Genomic DNA, 16819 nt, shown 5'->3' on the forward strand with positions numbered 1-16819 from the left:
TATCAAAGTATTTACAACGATCTGCTTATTCGGGCATCTTCAAAAGGAGTTGTGAATTGATTTCAAATCTTGGTATATTTATCAAAGTATTTACAACTGAACTAATTCAATACTTTTAGTATCTTCTGTTGTGAATTGATTTCAAATCTTGGTATATTTATCAAAGTATTTACAACCATCTGCTTATTAAACCACTCCAACCAAAGGTTGTGAATTGATTTCAAATCTTGGTATATTTATCAAAGTATTTACAACTAAAAATCCACACGTAGAGATTGTTTCAGAGTTGTGAATTGATTTCAAATCTTGGTATATTTATCAAAGTATTTACAACAAAACGAATAACCATTACGTCAATAGGTTGGTTGTGAATTGATTTCAAATCTTGGTATATTTATCAAAGTATTTACAACAAATGATTTTTCGAAACGATTTAGTTTTTAGTTGTGAATTGATTTCAAATCTTGGTATATTTATCAAAGTATTTACAACTTACCATAAAGCAAAGGTGAGTAATATCTGGTTGTGAATTGATTTCAAATCTTGGTATATTTATCAAAGTATTTACAACTTTAGAATTTTTAAACGGAATAAAATAGCAGTTGTGAATTGATTTCAAATCTTGGTATATTTATCAAAGTATTTACAACAAAAAAACAAAAACGGATCGAGAATTTTTAGTTGTGAATTGATTTCAAATCTTGGTATATTTATCAAAGTATTTACAACAACGGAGACGGCGCAACGTTAACACCAGACGTTGTGAATTGATTTCAAATCTTGGTATATTTATCAAAGTATTTACAACAACTTAGTGTGTTCACTTAACGGTGTAACAGTTGTGAATTGATTTCAAATCTTGGTATATTTATCAAAGTATTTACAACTTCTGCTAATCTTTCATAAGCAGTTTGTTGGTTGTGAATTGATTTCAAATCTTGGTATATTTATCAAAGTATTTACAACCTACAGCCGTTACCTGGCAATTATCCCAAAGTTGTGAATTGATTTCAAATCTTGGTATATTTATCAAAGTATTTACAACCAGAGTTAGAACGCTTACCATCTGGAGTAAGTTGTGAATTGATTTCAAATCTTGGTATATTTATCAAAGTATTTACAACAAAGTAAAATGATTAATCATCCTAAGGCAAGTTGTGAATTGATTTCAAATCTTGGTATATTTATCAAAGTATTTACAACAAAGTAAAATAATTAATCATCCTAAGGCAAGTTGTGAATTGATTTCAAATCTTGGTATATTTATCAAAGTATTTACAACGCATTCAAGGGCTAGAAATTACAATTCAAAGTTGTGAATTGATTTCAAATCTTGGTATATTTATCAAAGTATTTACAACCGCATTCGCTCCCTACTTTGTTCGTTATTGGTTGTGAATTGATTTCAAATCTTGGTATATTTATCAAAGTATTTACAACATACGCTTCGTTCGGTCGCTCCTACTCGCAGTTGTGAATTGATTTCAAATCTTGGTATATTTATCAAAGTATTTACAACCTCTTCGCTTCGCTACGTTCTCGGCTCATGGTTGTGAATTGATTTCAAATCTTGGTATATTTATCAAAGTATTTACAACTTTGCATACAATTGGTTCGCCATTTATCACGTTGTGAATTGATTTCAAATCTTGGTATATTTATCAAAGTATTTACAACCTCATTTAACAAACCATTATCATAAAGGGTTTGAGAAGAAATTTAGAAATGAGAAAAAAAGTAAAATCCGATAGAAGTTGAGTTTTCTATCGGATTTTTTTATTCCTAAAATAATTCTAATTGTTGTGGACCTGTTGGTAAATCGGTTTCTTTTTTGGAGAAAAATATTTCCATTTGTCCAAATTGTTTATCTGTAATACAAATAATTCCTACTTTCCCAAATTCAGGTAATTTAGATTTGGTTCGTTTTATATGTACCTCAGCATTTTCTCTACTTGGACAATGTCTCAAATAAATAGAAAACTGAAACATAGTAAATCCATCGTCAATCAACTCTTTTCTAAAGCGAGTTGCCTGACTTCTTTGCTTTTTTGTTTCTGTTGGCAAATCAAACAAAACTAAAACCCACATAATACGATAAGCATTATAACGACTAAAACTCATGTCATTTCAGGAAAACGAATCACACGCTGCTCCCCTGTCATACACTTATACAAAGAACTTGTTGTAGAGCTTATCGCTACCAACAAAGGTCTTTTCAAACCATCTATTTTCACATCTTTTGTTGCTATTTGTAATAAATGTGCTTTAGCATCTTTACTCATTTCAGTCGGTCGAAAAGGCTTATTCATCCATTCTAATACCAATTCATCAACATAAGGTCGATATGGTTCCATTATATCATCAGCCAAGCAATACGGATTGTATTTATTACGATGAAAAATACCAATGGTAGGATTTAATCCAGAACTCACTAAAGCTCTTGCAACCATACTTCGAAGAATAGCATATCCAAAATTCAGAAAATTATTAGGAGCATCACCATCTCGTTCTCTCGTAAAATTGTCAAATAATTGTTTCCAATAATATTGCGCAGCAATTCCTTCCATATTCGTAGAGTCTCCCGATTTTACATTCGTTAAATAATTCTGCATTGGCTCCTCTACAAAACCAAACTTACTTAACAATGCTTTCTGTTGATAAATTTTAGCTTCAATCGTTTGTTTCCACAACTGTTTGCGCAATGGTTCCGAAACATTAATCTGATGTTTCAATCGCTCACTATGCTCTACATGTCCATTCATTGGCAACATCAATCCCAAAGGCATATGACTATCGTCGCAACTAATAATTGCCACATTATTTTGTTGTAATGTCACTATAAGTTGATGACTAATGGTTATTTGATAATGATCCAATACCAAAAAACCCAAATCTTCAATAGGTACAGAGCCTTTGATTTCTTTGGTTATCACATCTTCTATTTTTAATTGATTGTCTTTCAATTTCAAATAAGATGGATTGCCAATGTAAATGGTACGTTTTAGCATATTATTTAAATTTTAATGAGCCATCCATTTTCATTTCAAAATCAACTCCGTCAATTGCAAAATTCCATTCACCTTGTCTAATTCTTAAAAAGATACTTGGATTCTCAAAGTTAAAAGATGCCCCTTCCTTATTTTCTTTCTTTAAATCAGTGTCTATTCCTGCTGCCATATGATTTCTAAACTTCATACGACCATCACTTTCAAATTGATATACTTTATATAAACGTTTTGTTAAATCAGAATTATCTAATTCTTTTAGTTCTTCAATACTATCTTTATAAAACAATACTTTTTGCCCAGAACGTAAAACAGCATAAAGCGGTATTTCTTTTGATTTTTTTCCTTTTCCTATTGATTTTGTATTGTATTCTGGTTCTAAAAAATAAGAACGATCGTTCTTAAATTTTAATTGAGCAACATCAGAAATACTTAATATCTCCATTGCTTTTCCATCTTCGTTTTTATAAAATAAACAAAGTGCGTTTTCTCCACTTTTTGCTAATGTTGTTTTTTTATAATCGAATTTTGAAGTAAAAGCATGCGTATGCACTTTCAATGCTGTATTATATTTCATTAAACCTTTACAGCGTATTCTTCTTATTTTATTTACTTTGTTTCCTTGCTTATCAAACATCCAAACACCTTTTGTTAAAGCTTCTTTAAATCCGACAGCATCTTCCACTTGCATTTTTATCATTTCAAAAAGAGCTTTATCGACTATTACCTTTTCAACTTCTTCAAGCGTTTTAAATCCTGGAGAATCTGCATTTTGTTTATAAACTAAATCTTTTCGAATAACCAAAATTGGCTCTTCAGTAAGTTTCATTTTACCATTATCATCAAACAAAATTTTATTTTCTTCGTTTCTTAATGGTAATTTTATTGCTCCATACAAAGATTCATCATGTAATTGCCCCCTTATAGTATCTCCTTGAGCAATTCGTTTTTTATCAAGTGATTTATCTTCCCAAACGATTTTTCCTTTTTTGCGTACCACTTTATAAGTTGGAACAGTAGTTCTATTTTCAACTATATTGTTAATTAATATAACATTCTCGATTTCTTTAATATAACTTGGGGAGAAATCTTTCCAATCTTTAGGTTGTTCGTGATAAATTTTACCCGTATGATTGTCTTTTTCTTCGTTATAAAGTTTAAGAATTCTTTCGCGATCAAATGCTGATGGTATTAATGTCAAAATACTTGCATCACCAGCGTGATGACTATGAGTTGAACGATTTTTTTTATCACTTAATAATTTTACATTATATACTTCTTTAAAAACATTTACAACACTTGCTTTTTCTACTGACACTCTTTTAAATAAGGTTTTTAAATATGGCAGAGCATATTTTGTAATAATTTGAGTATCTCGCAACTGGCTATTTTTCCAACCTGACTTATATTCTTCCAAAATAAATGTATTGTATTTGTAACTCCAATAATCTAAATCCATTTTTATGAAATGATAACGCTGAATACAATTATCCTTTATTTCCTTAGTAGATGCATACGAAGCTTTATTTTTCCATTCTTTATATAAATCTTCCAAATGCTCTATCTTTTCTTTCATAAACTGGATATTATTCAAAATATCTACATGATTATAAAGTTGTGACGGATATTGTTTCTTTTTTATATTTCTATTAAATTCCGTATCAGTTAAAGTCAAATTTCGTAACTCATTATCAAAACTTATACTTGCAGGAATAGTATGCTCTAAATCGTATTTATTTCCATCTAAAACATCACAAAGTTTAATCAATTTACCTGTGTAAAGACAAGTTTTATTTTGTTCTTCCCATAATCTTATTTTACGAAGAAGCGTTTTATCACTTGGATTAAAAGTGGTGTTGCATTCTTTATTTATTTCAATAATAGTTTCACTGAACTTTAGATTTTCCTTTTCTCGCTCGTTATTCCATTTTTCAATAGCTTTTCTTCTATTGGCATCGTTAAGTTCTCTTGCTATCTCAATCACAATTCGAGTGTCCTCATCTATTTTACCTTCTTGCAAAAGGAAATTGATAAGCTGCTTCATTTTGTGCATTGTTTTTAGAGCCATTGGGTTTTTTAATCCTTTGGTAACAGGTTCTGGACTACCTAATAACTTTAAACTTCTTCCTTGAAATTCAGCATCTTTATTATTTTTAATAAAATTCTCTCTATCAATTTGTTTAATATAAACAGGTTTACCATTTAGCGTAAAATAATCATATTCTTCGGCTTGGGTATAATTTTCTTGTTCTGATGGATGCCATAAAAATTTCTTCTTATCCTCTGGTATGTCATATTTTTCAGCAATTACATTGAAAATTTGATCATGAATTCTCTCATTCTCCATGAATAAATTAGTCTTTGACAGGACTGATTTTCTCAAAAACTCTTTGTAATATTTGGCTACATAATCATAAGATGCTGTTTTTTCATCATCAGATAATAAAAGCCAAGTTTTCTCTCCAAATATTTCAATTAGTTTAGCATTAATATTTTTCTTTTCAGAATCGTCTAAATCTCTGTCATTTTCAATTGAATAACGATATTTACTGTTTAACTCATCTAAAACCAAACTATTGACAACTGTATTTAACAATCTTGTTTGTTCGTTACTTTTTTCAACTTCTCTAAATTCCTCAATGAAATAATCGATCATCTTATCAGAAATAGTTTCCATTCCCAAAACTTTATAAAGATTTGCCAAGAAAACGGCATAATGATAAGGAATACCTTTTCGCAAAAAAGGAAGTATTTTCTTAATTGCAGACAAACTCATTGTTGCATAACCTTGATTTAGTTTGATTTTAGAAAACTTCTCAGCTTTCTCATCATCAAGATTTAATTTGTTCAAAGCAAAATCTTTTAAATTTTCTTGGCTATCAAAAGTTTTAAGAACGTGCCAAATTTCATCATAATTAAAAGATGAATTCTGTTTTTTAGATGGCTGACTATCTCTTTCATTAATATTATCCCAATGCAAAAGCTCTTTCCAATTATCTCCAAAAATATCTTGAAACGACTTTAATAGCTTAGCAGAAATTACTTTTGTTTTTTCTTTAAACTTTGAATCTATTTTACCGCCGTCTTTTTTAAGTTGATTAAGAATAGTTTTTAGTTCAAAATCATTTGATGACTTAAAAAATAAAGGATAAATTTTTTCTTGAATATAAGTCTGTTTATCAACTCCAATAGGAGGAATAATTTTTAAATTATTGATAAAAGCCCATGTTCTATACTCCTCGTACAATGGATGGCTTACCTGTACACGTTTTTTGTTTTTTTCATAAATACAATAACCAACTAAGCCTTTTTGCGTACGAAGAGGTCGTTGCCATATAATGGCTTTCCATAGTTTTTGATAATCCTCATCATTAATATCATATAGCTGACATAAAAGCTTTAATTCTGCTTCATAATCCTTTCTAAGATTGTATCGTTGTCTAATTCTTTCACCTGTTTCTTTTTGATAATAATATAAAGCAGCTCCTAACGTTTTATGATTTTCGATAAATTCGGCAATATCATCTCTTCCTTTAGTACCATTTTTATCACTACCTTGCAACATCGTCTTTGCTTCTTCTTCATCTCTTCCTTTAAAACCACGTCTTTGTACAAGTTGATAGAAAATTCTTCCAAGTAAATATGGATTAGTTTTATAAACAGAATGAAAATTAGGATCAACAGCTAAAGCTCTAAAAGCAAATAAACTATCATGTTTATTTTTTCCTATCAAATGAAAATCAGGTTTCCCATCGCCGTCAAAATCAAATCGTAACCAATTTAAAAATAAATCATTTTGTGGATATTTACGTTTTGTTCCCTTTTTATAATTTTTCCATTTATTAAGCTCTTCATGTGAAAGTGGGCACATATTATTTTCAATTAAAAAATATAATAAATCCCATTTCCTATACTTTTCAGCTCGATAATTATTTCTTTTTCCTCTACTCTCTGTTCTTTTTTTAACTTTAGGAAATTCATTTCCTTTTTCAGAAGCAACTCCTTTTTCAAAAGTAAGAACCCCAAAATCTATGATTTGATTATTTATAACTTCTGTATCTCTAATGGACCAGCCAAGGCTATTCGTACCAGCGTCAATTCCTAATATTCTCATAGTAATTTATATTTCTTGGTTTTTGATATCTCAAAATTTTTTATTTTATTCTTAATTATATTGTAATTTAATAAAAATCCTTATATTTGACTTTGAAATCAATTCACAATAAGGCTTTAAGCCGAAGTAAAAACTTATATCCTGCGTACTCCGTGGGATTTTTATTTAACTCCTAATTACATCAAATATAAATAGTAAAGTATAAGATTAATTACGGAAAACCGTAAATTGATTTAAATTTTTTATCTTAATTATTTATAATGAAAGATATTTTTAGAAAATTTTCGCCTCGACTATCTTCGGTTTTTTTTTATTTTTCTTATTTTGTAAACACAAAAAAACCTCCTTAAAATTTCTTCTAAAGAGGTTAATATTTATACTATTTTGTGTTTTTGTATCTAAAATTGGAGTTGTGCAACGGTTACTGCTGTTGTGCGTTCGTTATTTTAGTCGTTCAATATTTGTTAAATATTTTTTACAAAGCCTTCTTTCTCTTGTATCAAAAAGAGCTCTTTTTACAGTATAAGTTCCACCAAGTCCGATACCTAATGCACCTAATATTTCTTTAGAGTATTCAGCAGATAAAGCTTGAGGATTATTTATTAGCATATATGTTGCAAAAGGGATTGAAGCAAGTCCAATTCCCATAAGTACAATTTCTCTAGTTAATTCAGAATAGATATCATTAAAACTATTAACAAACTGTCTTTCAGTGATTCCATTTCCAATTGAATCTTCAAGAAGATTAATTTGATTATTGAAAGCTTTAATTCTTTCTCTATTTCTATTTCTAAATTCAATTAATGTATCAAGGCTAATTTCTGAAATATTTGCAGGCACAAGTAAACTTATTATTCCTTTCATAAACTTATTTCTATTTATAGTACCTGGATTATGAACTCTTGAAAAATTTGAATAGTTGTCGAATTCAACGTTATCGGTTATAATAGACCCATTTCTTTCGTATGAAATTTCTTGCGCTAGATGAGTCATAAATAGAAAAGCTAACTCTTTCGGTAAAATCAATCCTTCATCATTTCTACGTCCAATATTTTCTCTTTCACAAAACTCTCCAAATTGATATGAAAATTTTTCTGAATAAATTTGATACGTCCAATTTTGTTCATTCCTCCAACTTCTTTCGATATTTATTTGATTCATTAACGGTCCTCTTTCATATGGATTTTTTAAGAACCTTATAGCTTCTTCAATTGATTTAATTGAAGCACGTTCTCCTTGAAGATATTTAGGTGAATACATTTCAACCAAATCGGTTTCATTTAATAATTTTCTATAATCTTCGGAAATTAAATGCTGTCTACCATATGGAACAATACTTTCAAATTTCTCTAAATAAAGAATTGAAAATTTCAACCATTCGGTATTTGGCGGTTCTAAATTTGGATAGTATATGAATTTTTTCATAGTTCTGTTTTATAATGACGCACGATATCATTTTCTACGAAATAAAATATAGAAAAGTTTCGTGCAAAATCCACTATATCTTAATATCGTAAATGTAACTTAAATATACAACAACTATTTAACAACAAATTACGGTTTCACATAAGTATAAAAAAACCTCCCTAAAAATTTAGCGAGGTTGTATGTATATTTATTCTTTTTGTCTTCAATCGTTTTTCAATACATCTCATGCCCTCCATGCAAGACGAAAGCTTAGTTATTAGGTGCAGTTATGATTTTTCAGTATAGAATTTATGTATACAATGTAAATTATCGTTCATAATGAAACATTTTTCTTTGAAGTCATCTCCATAAGGACATTTTTCGATTCTAAGTTTTTTAATAGTATAGAATTCTATATTATTGACCTCTTCGTCATCAATTTTTTCAGCTTCTTCTAACTTATTATAATTTAGTATATCAACGTTAATATCTTCAATATGACCTGTGTAAAACAAGGAAACCACTATGATTTTTTCCACATTTTCAAAAAACTTTTTTTCTCTTGTTTCTTTACCAACTAATTTTCTAATTGTTCTGCCATCGTTAACAACATCTGTAATTAATATAACTTGCTTAAATTTACTATCAGAATTTTCAAAATTTAATTTATTCTCGAAATCATTATGGTCTTCCCATCTATATGAGTATGGAAGATATGTATAGGGAATAGGATATTTAATGGATGCCTTACTTGAAATGATATTACCTTCGTATCCTAAACCAATAATTAAATCAGTATTTTCGATTAAATTCATTTTCTCTAAAATGTCTATAATTGAATTTTTAATAAAGTATAAATCTTCTTTATCCTCTAGAAGTTTTGCTGTGTCAATCCAATTATGAGCTCTTGAAGTTGCACTCCAATGAAAGTGTCCTTGATGGAATAATTTTTTTTCTTTAATTATATCATAAAGTTTATTTTCAATATCTATATTTTCATATTTGATAATTGTAGAACTTACATGATTTTCTACTAATGTGGTATCAATATCTTTATCTTCAATTTCTGGTAGTTGTTCTAAATGGTTTTCTAATATTGGTAACTCTAATTTTCTAAATTCAAATATTTCCTTTTCTAAACCTGTTAAATCTTGAACATCTATCTTTGTCCAATTACCAAAATTTGATTCTGTATTACCTTTAACTTTATGTAATGTATAAATATTATTCTTTAAATATAAGCTATTTTCAGATTTATTGATTTCGTAAATTTTGAAGGAAGCCTGAACGGAAGATATACTACTAAAAGGACCGCTGTCACTTACTGTAATGCTATTTCTGTGGGCAAGAATTTTGGAATTATGAGTATGTTCATTGCCATTTAAAATACATTTAATATTATATCTTTCGAATATTGTAATCAAAGCCTTCTTATTCTCCATTTCCCATTGACCAGAAGTTTTATCTTCATGCTCACCTTCCAAATTATGATGTAAACATAAGACTAATTCTTCATTAGGATAAGTTACTCTGATTGCTTTTAGTTCTTCCTCCAGCTTATCGATTGGCAAAAAACCATGACCTCCATTTTGATTTACAATATAGTTTGAATTTACTGCTAGTAAAATAATATCTTCAATCTTTAAAAAATCAATAATTAAATAGTCATTGTTGAAATCATCATTTTTAACATTTTTGTAAAACTCACTAAAATTTTTAAGTTTAATTTGATTTATAACTTCTGTAGAGACTTCAACTTCTGCTCCTCGTAACTCATTTTTTATTGAATCTCTATGTACATCGTGATCGCCAGGAATTAGTAATAAATTATTTGAATCTATATTTAATTCTGATAAAATATGCTTAATAAGTCTTTCTGCTTCTTTAAATTCTAGTCTTTCAGCGATATTTGTTATATCGCCGGTTATTATCAAATATTTATTTTTACTTTGTATTGAATTTATTTTGTCAATAAATTGATTTACATAACTTAAATTCTGATCATTAGGCTCATAAGTTAAGTATGTATCTGTGTTAGCAGGTCCAAATTTTTTACTTTGATCCGAAATATGTAAATCTGAAATATGTATAATTATATCATTCATTATTTTCTTTTTTATTCTTTAAATTAGTTGATATAAAATAACCTAAATCTTCATTGTTAGTACTATCAATTGCAAATACAGCAATTGTAGCATCTTTTCTTTTAATATCTTTCTTTTTTAAAGTTTCTGTTTTAATTAGCGAAACATTTCCTAGATATTTCCCTCCTAAAAACTCAATAATATTTTTCACAATTTTAACCTCTGTTCCTAAGCATACTAAATCAGAAACAACGATATAATTCCTGTTTTCTATTATATTTTTATTTAAAGAATTATAAATTCGATTTATAGGTCCAATTTTATCTAAAACCAAAATATCTAACTTTAGTAGATTAGATAATATAGATGTTATATATGAACTATTTAAACTCTGACAAACTAATATTGGAGCATTGTAATTACTATTGTTTTCTACATCGTAAAATGGAATAGGACCGTTTTCTCTCCATTCTTTCAATATTTTCAAAGCCAACTTATAAATACTATATATACAAAATGATTTTTGTTCAGAAATAAACATTTTAATATTTATGTATGATTCTAAATATACAAAAGATGAAGTATGAGGCTCTTGATGTTTTATACTGTAAATCTTCAATTTTTCTATAAAATCTTTATTGAAAATGGCTTCAATATTAAAATCATCAGGTATGAAATTGCAATTACCATCTTCAACAAGATAATATCTGAAATACCCATTTTTTTTTCTTGGTTTTAATGTGCCTTTATCATAAAATGTTAAATATGTACAAAGATTGTTTATATTACTTATGTTATTATAACCAAATGAATGAATTAATTCATCCGTAACATTTAATAAAACAATTTGAAACCCGTTACTTTTTAACTTTGTAAAATATTGACTTAAGTTGTCTTGCGAACCTTCTATATTATGAAGGTCAAATGCAATACTTTTAATAGTTTGATCTGATTTTAAAATATCATCACAAATTCTATCTAGTGTAATAGATTGCAATCTATCACAAAATACACCACTATTGTTTTCTTCTATAAAATTTGATGTTAAAACTTCTTCACTATGTAAATCATAATAAATGAAGTTTTCTGCATTTAGTTTTGATATTATCATAGTAATTAGTTTGGTATTTCAACTTCAATATGTACCCCTTTAAATCTAACATTATAAAATCTAATGGAAGAAAATTTAGTTTCTTCAGAGTAATATTTAATTGTTGCGTTTATAATTTTTTCAAATTGTTTTGAAATTAAGTTCTTTTTATCAATTATTGCTTGCTGGTAATCATTTAGTGAAATTTTCTCTAACTCAAACAATTTATGTGATTCTAGAATTTCATCTCTTAATTCATTTAGAGAAGTTATATATTTAAAAATTCTGTCAGAGATTATTATTTGACAATTATTGGTATGAAGTCTAAAATAACCATTACTATGTAAGACAACATTTAACATCAAATCAAATAGTCCCTTTCTTTCTTTAAGAGAAGAATAAAACAATATTTCAAAAATTTCTAACAGATTTTCAATAAAGTATTTATTTATAGAAGTAGGAAATTGCAGATTAGTGTTACTTTCAAATTCATTCTTTTTATAATAAAATGGTAAATTTTGTTTAGAATTCAATGAGTTCTTAAAGCCGATTCCATTGTCTGAAATAGAAAATTTAGTTTGATATTTATCCACAAACATCATCGCATATGTTGTAGATTGTGAATGAATTACTCCGTTCGTTATTAATTCTGAAAGTATATTAATATATTCATTATGATTATTTGTAGTATTGTTATTGTCATATAAAAGTTCACCGAAGTGTGTTTGAACATTATATGAAATTATAGAATTCACGTGATCTCGAAGTTGAATTTCGTTTTCAAAATCAAAATCTATATTAGAAAAATCTTTCTTTTTATACGATTTAATTATGTGTTCTTTACGAATTTCATTTCCTTGAAATGCTCCTAGATAATTTTCATTATAATAAAGAATTTTGTTCTCTCTTGAGATTTTAAAAAAACCTGCTCTAAATAAAAATCCTAAAACCTTTATAGTTGCATGATTATTATTTAAATATAGTTCTAATGATTTTTTGTGAAATTTACTTAATTGTTCTATTATACTTAATAATAAAGGAGTTGATATTGGATCAATCCGATATATTGCACTAAAAATTTCTGTATCACCTTTCTGAAATAATAAGAATTTAATATCTTCCGACTTATTGTTCTTATAATATTCAGCTAATTTTGGAAGAAATTCTGTGTAAAAAATTAATGGTGTAAAATTTCTTCCATCATCTAAAATTGGAATCATACTATTTAAAGTGTGTTTGTTAATAATTGCACCTAACATTGCTTTTTACGAAACTATTATAACATTTATTTCGTAAAAATCTTCTGTACCTCGTATAAATAACAAATATATAAATTAATCTAATTTATAACCATTATTGTATAAATAAATAAATGGTTCTATATAGAACCATTTGTTTATAATAATCTGATGTATTTACATATAATAAAAAACTCTGGAGTTAATTAAACCTTAATAAATTAACTCCAGAGTACTATTACTAACTTTAACCATGCCTACTGGTTAATCTTACTAATTTAGATACTTTATTTTAAACTAAACGTTTTTAATTACTTAATGTCTTTTACTTTTTTACAAACTCCTCATAAGTATCAGATTTTTTATTTTTCCAATTCGTAGGTTCTACTACATCATAAAGACTTAGGCAAAACAGACAAATAAATTTTAGTTATTATATTGTAACTCTATTTCATGTAGTATAGGTATATTGTCATATCCATATTTTGGAATCGACGGTTTTAACTTTCTGGATTTTTCAATTGCATTAAAATGAAATTCAGAAATATTAAAATTCTTCTTTTGATAAAATTTTAATGCATTTAAGTTGTCATTAGTAGTAATTAGCCATAACCTTTTTAAGAAATTCTGTTTATAATAATTAATCGCTTCATTAATCAATAAAGAACCTATGCCAATGTTTTCTTCAAAACTATCAAGGGATACAATTTCCATTTCATCCTCTTTGATATAAAATGTCAAGAGCCCTTTAATTTCATTTTCTTTCATATAAACAAAGGATTCTAAATTATCTACATAATGAATTTGAGATTTTGAAATCATAAAATCAGTGTTCCACTTTTCAATAAAAATATTTTTGACTTGATTTTTTAATTCGTTATTCGTTCTTACGACCATAATTTTGTAACTTATATAAACTAATAATAGTTTATTTCATACTTTTTTTATAAATAGCCTTTCTACCAGTTGTTTCTTCTGAACTGACCAAATCATCGTTTTTTAAATTTCTCATTACACCAGCGATAGCAACAGAAGTTATATCTTTTGGTACTAATTTCAACCGAATCAACTCCTCTTTTATTTCAGCAACAGTTTTACCTTTATTAAGAAAATTAGTATTTACTATGTGCTCCCTAATTTTTGATGTCAATTTTAAAGATTCTAATCTATCTTTAGGTAATTCATTTAGAGGTTTAAGAGGAATTTTAAAGTCTAATAATGTTTCTAATGGGTACTGAACGGCTTTTGCATATTCAATATATAAATCAATATCTTTTGCAATTCCTTTTTCAACTTTTAAAACTGAACTTTTCGAAATTTCAGTCATAAGAATAATGTCATCAATTGATAAAAAAAGTTTCAAACGATGAGATCTTAACTTAGCTCCTATTTGCTCTCTATATTTAGAACCACTACTATTCATTAATGTCTACAGGTTTTTAATTAGAAAATAATTTGCATTTAATTAAAAAAGTATTATATTTGTTATAGCGAATTGATAATTAGTCTATAAAGACAAATTACTTACGATGGGTTCTCGGCTCAAAACGACCAATTTTACCTCGAGACTGTCGTGGAATCGCTCCATGTCTAAAAAGTTTTGTACTTTCGTATATGGCATGGGCGGTTTTCACGTATGCTTTAGAGGTAACTTTTAAACTTTCGAGTTTTTAAGATGGGTTTGGTCGCCCTTGAGTCTAAAGTGTGAAGCCGCCTTGCTTTTTTTGCAAGTATATCTTCATACTCGAGAAACATCGTTCCATAAAACCAAAAACACATGAGAACGAAACAATTTCCATTCATCCGTAAAAAACCACCAGATAAAGTCTGTTGGCTTATTACTTCTTTTTAAAGAACAAACCTCCGTTTTTATAACATTTTTAAAACACGGATCGTAAAGCAAAGGGGTGTCCTTTCTTTACACGCTCTCTATCAGAGCCTCGGTAAGGAGACTTTGACAGCATTCGTTTTATATTTTTTATTCGCACAATAAAAGTAGAACGTTTAATATCATTTTCCAAATTTATTGGGGTTCTGCTACCTATTATTTAGATCTTAGACGTGAGATTTTAGTATTGAGAGGATTGTATTATCTATTTGAGGTTAAAAACGGGATTCTTCGACGGGCTCAGAATGACAGAATAATAGAGAAACAAACTGTTAAAAAGTGTTAAATTCCTGTATCGGTGTATATCGAAAATGACACTTTTCTGTATCGGTTGTGTATCCGCGCTGTATCCATTCTGTATCCATTGTATATGCGTTCCGTATGGTTTGTTCGGTGTTCGTGTATCGATGTTGAGTTGTAAAATGTACAAATTAGATGTGAGATTTTAGTATTGAGATTTGAGAATTGTAGGATCTAAAATGTAGTATGTATTTGAAAAAGGATTAAAAAAAATGTCATATGATTTGGAGGCGAGTGTCAAAAAGTTGATCGCCATGGTTAAAATGTTTTACTGTTTGCGTAGCAAATGATTTAAAACATTGAATGGCTGAAACTTATTTTGACCGTCGAAAATCAAAGACTTGATGTTTTGTAATCACATACTCTGTTGACACAGACTTTGCATTAAGGTAAAAGTTAGAAGAAAAAAAATAGAAAGATTCTGCACTTCGAGTGCCTCAGTGACCGTGTTATTAGTGAATTTAAATAAAAATAAAAACATAAAAAATATAAGAATATAGACTCACATCTCATCCCCCGAAGACACCCTAAGAAGAAAGTAAATGATCTTCATAAAGTAATTAGTGTTAATTTTTAGTTTTCATTTATTAATGTAATTTTTAAAACCAGTTGGAGGGGGAATTTTGGGTGTAACTTAAAAAGTAGTATGAAAACAGTATTTATTCATTTTTATTCATGAGTTATTATTGTTTTCATATGAATACCGATAATTAAAATAAACATTGAATGAATAAAAAATGAAAATTAGAAATAAGTAGTACCTGAGCCACACCGTGACTCCTCCTTTTAATTTCAAATGTTGTCAAAAGTGAATTTGAATATTAAAAAAAGAATGATAAAAATCCGACGATTTAGAATCGAAATGCAATTCAATTCTAAATTATTGGAATAAAAAAAGTTGGAGTGTTTGAGTGGAGCGAGTTGCCAACTTTATGNNGTTTCGTTTTTTTGGATGAGCAAAAAAATGAAAAGAAGAGATTCTTCGACAGGCTCAGAATGACAAAGTCCGTAATACTTAATAAAACCTATGTTTCTATTGTGGTTAAAGATAGAATTGATAACAAAACGTTAAGCGTATAACGTAAAATATAACAAAAAACCCCTTTCCCAAAAACAAAGTTGGCGCGATGTACTGGAAAAGGAGTGGCTTTTAAAACTAATGTTGAATTTTAAAAAACTTATGTAAAATTATGAAAAAGTAAACAGATTCACACTCTATCCCCCGAAGACACCCTAAGAAGAAAGTAAATGATCTTCATAAAGTGATTAGTGTTAATTTTTAGTTTTCATTTATTAATGTAATTTTTAAAACTGTTGGAGGGGGATATTTTTAGCAAGAATATAGGATAAAAGTGGACGAGCGCACGCGCGCATGAAAATAGAGATGAAATTCTAAATTGAATTTTCGATAATTAGAAGTTCTCTATTTATTGCTTTTTGCTTGATCAAAGGTAATCAAAAGTTATTCATATGATTTATTATTATTTTAAGGTATTCATGAATGCAAAGCATTACAAGTCTGTGCTTACAAGTCGGTCAATAATGGCTACTCGCTAAATGCTTTAGATCATTCGCATATAAAATGCGAACAGTAAATCATTTTTAACGCTCTTTACGCCGAATTGACACTCGACTTTTCAGCAAGGACGAGTTTAGAATTCGTTGTAGTAAGTGAATTTGAATATTAAAAAAA

The 16819-nt window shown here is 28.0% G+C and carries 9 protein-coding genes and 1 CRISPR repeat array; all 9 genes read right to left on the reverse strand.

Translation table 11 applies throughout. From position 1 onward, the window contains the following. Window positions 1-48 precede the first annotated feature (48 nt). Window positions 49-1677: a CRISPR direct-repeat array (repeat unit 49 nt; unit sequence GTTGTGAATTGATTTCAAATCTTGGTATATTTATCAAAGTATTTACAAC). Window positions 1678-1782: 105 nt separating this feature from the next. Continuing rightward, window positions 1783-2121 carry a CRISPR-associated endonuclease Cas2 gene (cas2, locus tag B4H69_RS12485; protein ID WP_019976220.1) on the reverse strand — a complete coding sequence of 113 codons (339 nt, stop codon included), beginning with the start codon at window positions 2119-2121 and terminating at the stop codon, window positions 1783-1785. Continuing rightward, window positions 2118-3008 (reverse strand): type II CRISPR-associated endonuclease Cas1, encoded by an 891-nt coding sequence (gene cas1, locus B4H69_RS12490; protein WP_180906565.1) that lies wholly within the window; start codon window positions 3006-3008, stop codon window positions 2118-2120. The genes cas2 and cas1 overlap by 4 nt, the downstream gene beginning before the upstream one ends. 1 nt (window position 3009) lies before the next feature. Beyond that, window positions 3010-7119 (reverse strand): type II CRISPR RNA-guided endonuclease Cas9, encoded by a 4110-nt coding sequence (cas9, locus tag B4H69_RS12495; protein ID WP_280046350.1) that lies wholly within the window; start codon window positions 7117-7119, stop codon window positions 3010-3012. Window positions 7120-7560: 441 nt separating this feature from the next. Then, window positions 7561-8544 carry a hypothetical protein gene (locus tag B4H69_RS12500; protein ID WP_280046349.1) on the reverse strand — a complete coding sequence of 328 codons (984 nt, stop codon included), beginning with the start codon at window positions 8542-8544 and terminating at the stop codon, window positions 7561-7563. 269 nt (window positions 8545-8813) lie between these two features. Beyond that, window positions 8814-10631: a metallophosphoesterase gene (locus B4H69_RS12505; protein ID WP_280046347.1), complete on the reverse strand. Its 1818-nt coding sequence runs from the start codon at window positions 10629-10631 to the stop codon at window positions 8814-8816. Continuing rightward, complete coding sequence (locus tag B4H69_RS12510; RefSeq protein WP_280046346.1) at window positions 10624-11721, reverse strand: hypothetical protein; 1098 nt, start codon at window positions 11719-11721, stop codon at window positions 10624-10626. Before B4H69_RS12510 ends, B4H69_RS12505 begins: the two co-directional genes overlap by 8 nt. Window positions 11722-11726: 5 nt before the next feature. Then, window positions 11727-12959: a hypothetical protein gene (locus tag B4H69_RS12515; protein WP_291094217.1), complete on the reverse strand. Its 1233-nt coding sequence runs from the start codon at window positions 12957-12959 to the stop codon at window positions 11727-11729. A 405-nt stretch (window positions 12960-13364) separates the two neighbouring features. Beyond that, window positions 13365-13835, reverse strand: a complete 471-nt coding sequence (locus tag B4H69_RS12520; RefSeq protein ID WP_280046344.1) for a GNAT family N-acetyltransferase — start codon at window positions 13833-13835, stop codon at window positions 13365-13367. A gap of 31 nt (window positions 13836-13866) precedes the next feature. Then, window positions 13867-14361: a hypothetical protein gene (locus B4H69_RS12525; protein ID WP_280046343.1), complete on the reverse strand. Its 495-nt coding sequence runs from the start codon at window positions 14359-14361 to the stop codon at window positions 13867-13869. Window positions 14362-16819 lie beyond the last annotated feature (2458 nt).

The sequence above is a fragment of the Empedobacter sp. UBA6745 genome, assembly GCF_002453775.1.
Taxonomy (GTDB): domain Bacteria; phylum Bacteroidota; class Bacteroidia; order Flavobacteriales; family Weeksellaceae; genus Empedobacter; species Empedobacter falsenii_C.

Excerpts from the sequence above, each read along its gene's own strand:
- cas2 (WP_019976220.1), bottom strand. The coding sequence starts at position 2,121 with ATGAGTTTTAGTCGTTATAATGCTTATCGTATTATGTGGGTTTTAGTT.
- cas1 (WP_180906565.1), bottom strand. The coding sequence starts at position 3,008 with ATGCTAAAACGTACCATTTACATTGGCAATCCATCTTATTTGAAATTG.
- cas9 (WP_280046350.1), bottom strand. The coding sequence starts at position 7,119 with ATGAGAATATTAGGAATTGACGCTGGTACGAATAGCCTTGGCTGGTCC.
- B4H69_RS12500 (WP_280046349.1), bottom strand. The coding sequence starts at position 8,544 with ATGAAAAAATTCATATACTATCCAAATTTAGAACCGCCAAATACCGAA.
- B4H69_RS12505 (WP_280046347.1), bottom strand. The coding sequence starts at position 10,631 with ATGAATGATATAATTATACATATTTCAGATTTACATATTTCGGATCAA.
- B4H69_RS12510 (WP_280046346.1), bottom strand. The coding sequence starts at position 11,721 with ATGATAATATCAAAACTAAATGCAGAAAACTTCATTTATTATGATTTA.
- B4H69_RS12515 (WP_291094217.1), bottom strand. The coding sequence starts at position 12,959 with ATGTTAGGTGCAATTATTAACAAACACACTTTAAATAGTATGATTCCA.
- B4H69_RS12520 (WP_280046344.1), bottom strand. The coding sequence starts at position 13,835 with ATGGTCGTAAGAACGAATAACGAATTAAAAAATCAAGTCAAAAATATT.
- B4H69_RS12525 (WP_280046343.1), bottom strand. The coding sequence starts at position 14,361 with ATGAATAGTAGTGGTTCTAAATATAGAGAGCAAATAGGAGCTAAGTTA.